The 8736-nt window shown below is 66.8% G+C and carries 7 protein-coding genes and 1 pseudogene; 5 read left to right on the forward strand and 3 right to left on the reverse strand.

The window, feature by feature from the left end; translation table 11 throughout:
• Positions 1 to 226: 226 nt before the first annotated feature.
• On the forward strand, positions 227 to 1021 hold the full coding sequence (locus tag B0T44_RS16750; RefSeq protein WP_077116768.1) for a maleylpyruvate isomerase family mycothiol-dependent enzyme: 795 nt from the start codon (positions 227 to 229) through the stop codon (positions 1019 to 1021).
• A gap of 135 nt (positions 1022 to 1156) precedes the next feature.
• Positions 1157 to 1321: pseudogene (locus B0T44_RS16755) on the forward strand (helix-turn-helix domain-containing protein); the annotation flags it as partial.
• A 37-nt stretch (positions 1322 to 1358) separates the two neighbouring features.
• Here the strand turns inward: B0T44_RS16755 and B0T44_RS16760 are convergent.
• The 3 genes from B0T44_RS16760 to B0T44_RS16770 form a co-directional block, all read right to left on the reverse strand.
• Positions 1359 to 2033 (reverse strand): DsbA family oxidoreductase, encoded by a 675-nt coding sequence (locus B0T44_RS16760; protein ID WP_077116769.1) that lies wholly within the window; start codon positions 2031 to 2033, stop codon positions 1359 to 1361.
• A gap of 200 nt (positions 2034 to 2233) precedes the next feature.
• On the reverse strand, positions 2234 to 2977 hold the full coding sequence (locus tag B0T44_RS16765) for an ankyrin repeat domain-containing protein (RefSeq protein WP_175648010.1): 744 nt from the start codon (positions 2975 to 2977) through the stop codon (positions 2234 to 2236).
• 177 nt (positions 2978 to 3154) lie between these two features.
• On the reverse strand, positions 3155 to 3997 hold the full coding sequence (locus B0T44_RS16770; protein ID WP_077116771.1) for an SDR family oxidoreductase: 843 nt from the start codon (positions 3995 to 3997) through the stop codon (positions 3155 to 3157).
• An 80-nt stretch (positions 3998 to 4077) separates the two neighbouring features.
• Between B0T44_RS16770 and B0T44_RS16775 the strand changes: the two genes are divergently transcribed.
• The 3 genes from B0T44_RS16775 to B0T44_RS16785 form a co-directional block, all read left to right on the forward strand.
• Positions 4078 to 5019, forward strand: coding sequence for an AraC family transcriptional regulator (locus B0T44_RS16775; RefSeq protein ID WP_077116772.1), 942 nt, complete (start codon positions 4078 to 4080; stop codon positions 5017 to 5019).
• Positions 4997 to 5188, forward strand: a complete 192-nt coding sequence (locus B0T44_RS16780; protein WP_077116773.1) for a hypothetical protein — start codon at positions 4997 to 4999, stop codon at positions 5186 to 5188. The genes B0T44_RS16775 and B0T44_RS16780 overlap by 23 nt, the downstream gene beginning before the upstream one ends.
• Before the next feature lie 183 nt (positions 5189 to 5371).
• A partial coding sequence (locus B0T44_RS16785) for a non-ribosomal peptide synthetase (RefSeq protein ID WP_139795327.1) occupies positions 5372 to 8736 on the forward strand: 3365 nt, incomplete at its 3' end.

Below are 8736 nucleotides of genomic sequence, written 5' to 3' on the forward strand. Positions count from 1 at the left end.
CGACGACTGCCTCACATCAACAGCTTCTGGTCGCTGCCCCAGGCCCGGGTCGCGATCAGCGACTACAACCACCACAGCAGGCATTCGGCTCTGGGCTAACAGTCTTCCGCAAGCTACGCTGCTGCCTGCATCCACCGATAGCCAGTTCTCGCCACCGGTGGACCATTCACGGGGTTCCGTCAGCGGCAGCCGAACGACCCCTACAGGCGAAAACCGAGGAATACCAATGAGTACGTCAGGACTATCCGTCACACGAGATCTCGCTGAGCGCTATGCCAGCGTCGTCACCAGCCTCAGCGCTGACGAGTGGGCCGCCCCGAGCCGGTGCGCCGGATGGTCGGTAAAGGATCTGGTCGCCCACACCGGATCCAATTTTGCTGCTCTCACCGATCCGACCCCGGTTGATCCTTCTGCGCCGGCACCGAAGACCGCAGAGGAACTTCAGGAACTTCTGGTCGCACAACGACGGGATTGGTCTGCCCCCCAGGTCGCCGAAGAGTTCCTCCAGAACATGGAGGGCGCCTTGGCGGCATTGGCAGCTATGCAGGAGGGCGAGATGGCTACCGCCCCGATCACCTTGACCGACCTCGGCACCTACGACGCCCACCAACTCGCCGATGCATTCGCCTTCGACCTCTGGTGCCACATGTATGTCGATCTCCTGGCGCCGGAGGGGCCGGTGCATCGTCCGGTCGAACCCCATGATCATCAGTCGGTACGCGCAGCCGTCGATTGGATGTGGACGGGCTTGCCGCAGATGTGTCCCCAGGTCATCTCAGCGCTCACCCGACCGCTCGGCGTCGTCCTGACCGGCCCCGGCGAAGGTGAGTGGACTCTGACACCGGCCGAGGATCAGATCATGGTATCCGCCGGGGTCGGTTCCTCTGACACGGTCGTCAGCTCCTCGGCAACAGATTTCGTGCTGTGGGGAACCCGACGCAGCCCCTGGCCCAAGCACGTCACGATTTCCGGGGACCACGCCTACGCAGCCGCCATCCTCGACCTCATCGACGTCGTCTGACCTCGTTTCCTGCTGATGGGCACCAGAGCTGTTCGGACCCAGTGCCCATCAGCACGTGCCTGTCCGTCAGCTTCGATCGGGGCCATCCTCACGCAAAAGTCGGCCGGATGAGTTCGGTGATCCAGGGCGTACCGGTTCGCATTGGTTCCTACCGCCGAGCAGGAGGAGCTGCTGCGGTCGCATTGCAGTGGGCAGCGGTTCACGTTCAACTGGGAACTTGCGCAGGTGAAGGCGAACCTCGACCAGCGCACGACGGAATGCTCGTACGGCATCGAAGAACCTGACCTGCTCCCAGCCTGATCGGTGGACCACAAGCGGCCTCATCCCAGCAGCCCTATCACTGGGCAGCGCGGTCGAGCAGGCGGGCGATGGCTTCGGGATCGTCGGAGTCGACGACCGGAAAGCCCGCACCCGGCTCGCCAACCCAGTGCAGTTCGATTCCGGGATTGTGCACACTGCTGCCGTCGACGAGGAAGAAATGCGGGCTGCCCTGCACCTGGTCCCGATGAGCGCGGTAGTCACGCATCATATCGGCACGGGCGGCACCGGTAGACAAATCCGTTGCCAGCCGATCGTGATCGACAAGCGGGCACCCTTGCGCGATGTCGAGCAGTTCGAACAGCAGATCGATGGGCCGGCTATCGCAGAAAAAGGCGCGGCGGATCGCCATATCCAGTTCTTCGGCAGCCGAAAGCGATTGCCGCTTGGCGGCGTGTACGGCTTCGTTGGCCAGCAGGGTGGAGTTGGGCCAGGTTGTCAGATCGTTCTGCCAGGGTTTCCAGCCGAAATCCGGGACCAGCCCGCCGATGACCGGGATCTCGGTATCGAGGAATCGTTTCGGGATCGGGAATCGGTTGACGTCCTCGAGTGCGAACAAGCGCAGGTCCACGAGCACCGCATTCTCCAAGCCCACGTCACGACGGCGCCGATAGAAACGATCGAGCGCAACAGTGGACCACCCGCACGCCACATCGGTATAGACCACGACCGTTCCCTGCGCAACGTCGACCACGCCGTGTGTTCCTTGTCTGCTCGGATACCGGGCTATCGGACCACTCGCCGGCTTACCCGGAAAAGGACCTACAAAACTCCCTGGCCGCGGCGACGCGCCTCCGGCCGATACTGCGCATGCTCACCGGCGGCTTCGGCAGGCCCTCGGCAACCGCATGACGTTCTATGGCCGACTCGGTCCCCTACCGAAGCACGTCTACCTCACAACGAGTCCCGGCTCGCCGTTCCGCGACCGAGCACTTCCTCGAGTAGGGCCGCTATCGCGCGATGCCCGTTCTGAATCGAAGCCTGACCATACGATCCGTCACGGCCGAAGCGCAGGGTGATCAGTTCGCTGCCGTCCCCAGCCGGGCGGCGATCAACGGTGAAGGCACGGTCCTTCCACAGCGACTCCCCTGCGAGCAGGGCGACCAGGTCGGCGTCGGCGAGCTCGATGGCGATAGCCGAGGCGGTGCGGCCCGTATCGTCGGCACAAGCCGGGTTCGCTCCGCGCTCCAGCAGGGAACGCACGATCCCGTATCTCCCACCCCGAGTGGCGACCGTCAGCGGGTTACCCGGAGTGTTCGGGTCGGCGCCCGCCGCGAGCAGCAGATCCACCGATTCGCGATGACCGTTGCGCACTGCCCACAGCAAGGGCGGCGTGCCCGGACCGGTCTGCTCCGGGTGCGGCGGTTCGGGCAGATCGGGATCGGCACCGGCGGCCAGTAGCGCTTCGACGACTCCGGCATGATTCCAGCATGCCGCCGCACACAACGGCAGTCCTTCGTCGGCGGCCCCGCTGGGCAGGTTCGGGTCCGCTCCCTGGGCCAGCAGTACCCGAACCAGCTCGGTGGAACCGTTTACCGCGGCACGATACAACGGAGTCGTCCCGTCCTCGTTCGGCTCATCGGGGTCGACGCCTGCGGCCAGCAGTCCTTTGACCGTAGCTGCGTCCCTGTCCGTCACGGCATTCACCAGATCTGTCACCCCTTCATTACAGCGGGGGCGTCAATCGGATAACCGAGACCTGCCCGGCGGCCGTGGCGGATCCTTGGGTTCGACGCCACCTGGGGCACCTGGACCGGCGCCACATGGCGGAACTTTCTCGAGCTTCGACCCGACAGCCGAACCCGGAACCAACTGTCAGGCCCAAACGCCTGCGGCAGCAGTGGACTCGGCGAATTCGGCGAAGGTCCGCGGCGGGCGGCCCAGGGCACGCTGCACGCCGTCGGAGACATACTCGTCTGTGCCTTCCCTGAGTGGCTCGATGACGTCCGCGAAGGCTTTGGCGTCCGCGGGCGGTAGTCCCTGCTGAACGAGTTCAGCGACGTAGTCCTCCACTGAGAGCGGCACATAGCGGATTTCGCGACCGGTAGCCTCGGAGATGATTGCAACCGCCTCGGTCAGTGTCACCGACCGAGGGCCGGACAACTCATAGATGTGGCCCGTGTGCCGATCCTCGGTCAGTGCCGCAACCACCACCGCGGCGATGTCCTCGGCATCGACGAAGCTGGCAGCCCCATCGCCGGCGGGCAGTCGCAGCTCACCGGCGCGAATCGCATCAGCGAAGAAGCCTTCGCTGAAATTCTGCGCGAACCAGCCGGGCCTGCTGATAGTCCATTTCAGACCGCTCTCCCGCACAGCGGCCTCACTGTCGAGGAGGCCCTCCCGGACACCGCTGCTGTCCTCCGCGTAGTCCGGATTGTCGATCCCGCGCCCCGAGGCCAGCACGATCCGCTGCACCCCATGCTGCACCGCCCGCTCGATGAACGGCCGAACAAGCTTCGTGCCGTCCAACTGCACGATGTACACGGAGCCCACACCATCTAGAGCGGTATCCCAGGTGCTGCGGTCGGTCCAGTCGAAGACGTGCTCGCCACGGCGGGCGGCCGCGCGTACCGGCAGCGCCTTGGCTCGCAGTTGGCTGATGACGCGGCGGCCGGACTTACCGGTGGCTCCGGTGACCAGAATCGGGTGTTCAGACATGAACTCAGTCAACCGAGCATTGCCGAGACGATCCATGTCTAATGATCTCCATTTGATGTCTGTGCGTCTACTCTGAAGGCATGGATGCCGTGTCGGAACTGCTGGCAGAAGTCCGAGCGCGTGGCGCTGTCTTCCGGCAGACGATCATGCAGCCGCCTTGGGCTCTACGAATGGCCAGTGGCGCCCCGCTGACACTGGCCACGATGCTGCGTGGCCGCGCCTGGATCGTTCCCGACCAGCGTGAACCGGTGCCTATCGATGTCGGCGACATCGTCGTGGTCCGCGGCGACACGCCCTACACAGTGGCCAACGATCCCGCGATCGCCCCCTCGCTGGTGGTGACCAGCGCCGATTACTGCCCAGGAGCCGAGGGTATCGAGCCTGCCTCGGGGCCTGCCCGGATCTGTGGAACACCAACCGAAGAAGCCGCCGTGTTGGTCAGCGGGGCTTTCGAGCGCCGGGGGGAGCTCAGCGAACGACTGCTGCAGGCCCTGCCCACCGTGCTGGTGGTGCCGGCCGCGGACATCCCCTACCCAGCAGTGGAGATGGTGGCCGAGGAGGTCGCCAGAGACCGGCCGGGTCAGCAGCTGGTGCTGGACCGGCTGCTGGACCTGATGCTGGTCTCCGCGCTGCGCAGCTGGTTCGACAACCCGGACGCTGATGCCCCGGCCTGGTACCGCGCACTGGACGACCCGATCGTGGGTACCGCGCTGCGGCTGCTGCACAGTACACCCGCCCATCCGTGGACGGTGGCGGACCTGGCGGCCAGGGTGGGGGTGTCGCGGGCGGCACTCGCCCGGCGGTTCACCGCGCTGGTCGGCGAACCGCCGATGTCCTACCTCACGGGCTGGCGCATCGCCTTGGCCACGGACCTGCTGCGGGAGACCGACCATACCGTGGGCACGATCGCACGGAAGGTGGGTTATGCCAACGCCTTCGCGCTGAGCGTGGCTTTCAAGCGGCTACGCGGCACTCGCCCCAGTGATCATCGGCGCCCCGATGCGGACCAACGGACCGGGTGAGGGCCCGCCACAGCGCTACCGCGGCCGTCTCACCACCAAACAACCACACACACGCAACAAAGCCGCCCCACCGCTGGGCATCCGGCCGGAGAACACCATCCATCCGCCGCCGAACACCAGCCGGAACCATCAGCAACACGAGGGACCCCCCAAAGACAACCCGGCGTAGCGGGCTCGCGTCATCGACGGTCGAACTGAGGGCTCGATCACTTCCCATCTGTGGAACACAGTCGAGTCAGAGTTGCTAATGTCTGACGGACTTGCTCCGGCCTATGGTTCACACGTATGCGGTTCCGCCTCGGCTCCATTGCCGGGGCAGCAGGATCGAGCTAGAGAGTGAACTCGTCACCGCATGACTGCCACAGATCGCGACCAGCATTCCGGGTCACACAATCTCCTGTTTTCCCAGCACGGGGCTACCGAGGCAACGATCTCCGCGGCCGGCGCCGACGCGCTGGGCTCCGGTGAAGCGGCACAGATCGGTACTCATCAGGTCGAACAGCCGCGCGGCGCGCTGCTGCCGGATCTGCTGGACGCCGCCGTCGAGGAGAATCCCGACGGGATCGCGGTAGTTTTCGCCGACGCCTCCGAAACATGGTCGGAGCTGGACTACACCGAACTCGACGAGCAGTCCACCCGGCTGGCCCGGTTGTTGATAGGGCGCGGGATAGGACCTGAGGACCTGGTGGCGGTGGGTATCGCCCGCTCGCTCGAGTCGGTGCTCGCGGTGTGGGCGATCGCCAAGACGGGTGCCGGGTTCGTCCCTGTCGATCCGAACTATCCCCGTGACCGGGTCGCGCAGATGGTCAGCGATTCGCGGGCGGTGCTGGGTCTGACGGTCGAAGCGGTGCGCGAGGACCTGCCCGAACAGGTCGAGTGGCTGGCCATCGACAGCGATCGGTTCCTGCGTGAAATCGACGAGCAGTCGGCGGACCCCGTCACCGACCGCGACCGGCCGCGACCGCTGCGTCCGCAGCACCCCGCCTACGCCATCTACACCTCCGGCTCCACCGGCACTCCGAAGGGTGTGGTGGTCACCCACGCCGGTTTGGCGAGTTTCTGCGCCGAACAGCGCGAACGTTATCGCGTTACCAGCAGTTCACGCACCCTGCATTTCGCCTCACCGTCCTTCGACGCGTCGGTCCTGGAGTTGCTGCTCGCCGTTGGCGGCGCGGCGACCATGGTGGTGGTCGCGCCCACCGTGTACGGCGGTGCCGAACTGACCACCCTGCTGCGGCGCGAACGGGTGACCCATGCGTTCATCACGCCCGCGGCACTCGCCTCGATGGACCCCGCGGGACTGGACCGGCTCCGCGTGGTGATCGCCGGTGGCGAGGCGTGCCCACCGGATCTGGTGCGGCGCTGGGTCCAGCCGATCGCCGGTAAGCGCACCCGGGAGTTCTACAACGGTTACGGGCCCACCGAGACCACGATCATGACCAATATCAGCGATCCGTTGTCTCCCGACGAGCTGGTCACCATCGGCGGGCCGATCCGGGGTATGCGCGCGCTGGTACTCGACGGCAGGCTGCGCGCGGTTCCCGAGGGCGTCACCGGAGAGCTCTATCTGGCCGGCGACCAGCTGGCCCGCGGCTACCACGACCGGCCCGGCCTCACCGCCGCGCGCTTCGTCGCCGATCCGTACGGACCGCCCGGTGGACGGCTCTACCGCACCGGCGACCTCATGCGCTATCGCCTCACGGGCGCAGCGGCGGTAATGGAATACCTCGGTCGCAACGACTTCCAGGTCAAGGTACGCGGGTTCCGCGTCGAACTCGGGGAGATCGACGCCGCACTGGCCGCCCGGCCGGATATCGACTTCGCGGTCACGGTCGGGCGTGAAACAGGCTCCGGCGCAACCATTCTCGTCTCCTATGTGCTGCCCGCCCCCGGGGCGGGTCTCGACACCGCAGCACTGATCGACGATCTCGGGCGCACGCTGCCCGCGCATATGCTGCCGACCGCGGTGGTCGTGCTCGACGAGATCCCGCTGACCCCGGTCGGCAAGCTCGACCGGCGTGCCCTGCCGGAACCACAGCTGCGTACCGCACAGTTCCGGGCGCCGTCGGGCCGGGTCGAGCAGGCCGTCGCCGAGGTGTTCACCGAACTGCTCCGCCCCGCCCGGCCGCTCGGCGCCGATGACGATTTCTTCCACCTGGGCGGGAACTCACTGGTCGCCACTCGGGCCGCGGCACGGCTCGAGGCTGCGCTGGAGACCCAGGTTCCGGTCCGGCTGCTGTTCGAGGCGTCGACCGTCGCCGCGCTTGCCTCCCTGCTGGCCGAGCAGACCGATACGGGACACCGCACGCCGTTGACCGCGCGGACCCGGCCGGACCATATCCCGTTGTCGTCGGCGCAGCAGCGGATGTGGTTCCTCAACCAGTTCGACACCCGGTCGACGGCCTACAATGTGCCGATCGCGGTGCGGCTCACCGGGTCACTCGACGTGGCCGCGTTACGTGCCGCCATCGCGGATGTGGTGGGCAGGCACGAGATCCTGCGGACGGTCTTCCCGCGCACCGAGCAGGGCCCCGCGCAGGTGATCCTCCCGCTCGACCAGGCGCTGCCGCGGATCGAGGAGCGAACCGTGGCGCCCGAGGAGATCGAACCCGCGGTCGTCTCGCTGGTCTCGACCACCTTCGACGTCACCACCGAGGTCCCGCTCGGGATCGCGCTGTTCCGGATCGCCACCGCCGACAGCGCAGCGCCCGCCGAGTACGTGCTCGCGATGGTGGTGCACCATATCTGCGGTGATGGTTCCTCGTTCGGACCGCTGACCAAGGATCTGATGACCGCCTACGCGGCCCGCGCCGCGGGTGGCGTACCGGATTGGGCGCCGCTGCCGGTGCAGTATGCCGATTACAGCCTCTGGCAGCGCGAACTCCTCGGTGACGAGGCCGACCCGGATTCCGTGGCCGCCGGGCAGCTCACCTACTGGCAGCGGACCCTGGCCGGGCTGCCCGATCAGCTGGACCTGCCCACCGACCGGCCACGGCCTGCGGTGCAGTCCTTCGCGGGCGCCGCGGTGGACCTGCGGATCGATGCGGCCACCCATCAGGCGCTCACCGAGCTGGCACACGATGCGGGCGGCACGCTGTTCATGGTGGTGCAGAGCGCGTTCGCGGTGCTGCTGGCCCGATTGTCGGGCACCGGAGATATCGCGATCGGTACCCCGATGGCCGGGCGCGGGGAGGCCGTGCTGGACGACCTGATCGGCATGTTCGTCAATACTGTGGTCTTCCGGACCCGGATTGATGCCGGTGAGTCGTTCACCGACCTACTCGCCCGGCAACGGGAGAACGTCATTCAGGCGTTCGCGCATGCCGATGTGCCGTTCGAGCGGCTGGTCGACGTGCTCAACCCGGTGCGTTCCACCGGACGGCATCCAGTGTTCCAGGTGGGGTTGGCGTTCCAGAATCTGGCCGCTGCCGCGTTGGAGCTGCCCGGGCTCACCGTGGCCGGGGTGGACGTGGACACCCGGATAGCGCAGTTCGACCTGAACCTCACCCTCACCGATCGCTACGACGAGACCGGCGCGCCCGCGGGTATCGGCGGTGTGCTGACGTATGCCACCGCGCTGTTCGACCGGAGCACGGTCGAAGGTTTCGCGCACCGGTTCGTCGGCCTGCTCGGTGAGATCGTCGCTGCGCCGCGCACCCCGGTGGGTGATCTGGAGTGGCTCACCGTCGAGGAGCGGCAGCGGCTGGTCGCCGAGCG

The sequence above is a fragment of the Nocardia donostiensis genome, from assembly GCF_002081715.1.
Taxonomy (GTDB): domain Bacteria; phylum Actinomycetota; class Actinomycetes; order Mycobacteriales; family Mycobacteriaceae; genus Nocardia; species Nocardia donostiensis.

Excerpts from the sequence above, each read along its gene's own strand:
- B0T44_RS16780 (WP_077116773.1), top strand. The coding sequence starts at position 4,997 with ATGCGGACCAACGGACCGGGTGAGGGCCCGCCACAGCGCTACCGCGGC.
- B0T44_RS16770 (WP_077116771.1), bottom strand. The coding sequence starts at position 3,997 with ATGTCTGAACACCCGATTCTGGTCACCGGAGCCACCGGTAAGTCCGGC.
- B0T44_RS16750 (WP_077116768.1), top strand. The coding sequence starts at position 227 with ATGAGTACGTCAGGACTATCCGTCACACGAGATCTCGCTGAGCGCTAT.
- B0T44_RS16775 (WP_077116772.1), top strand. The coding sequence starts at position 4,078 with ATGGATGCCGTGTCGGAACTGCTGGCAGAAGTCCGAGCGCGTGGCGCT.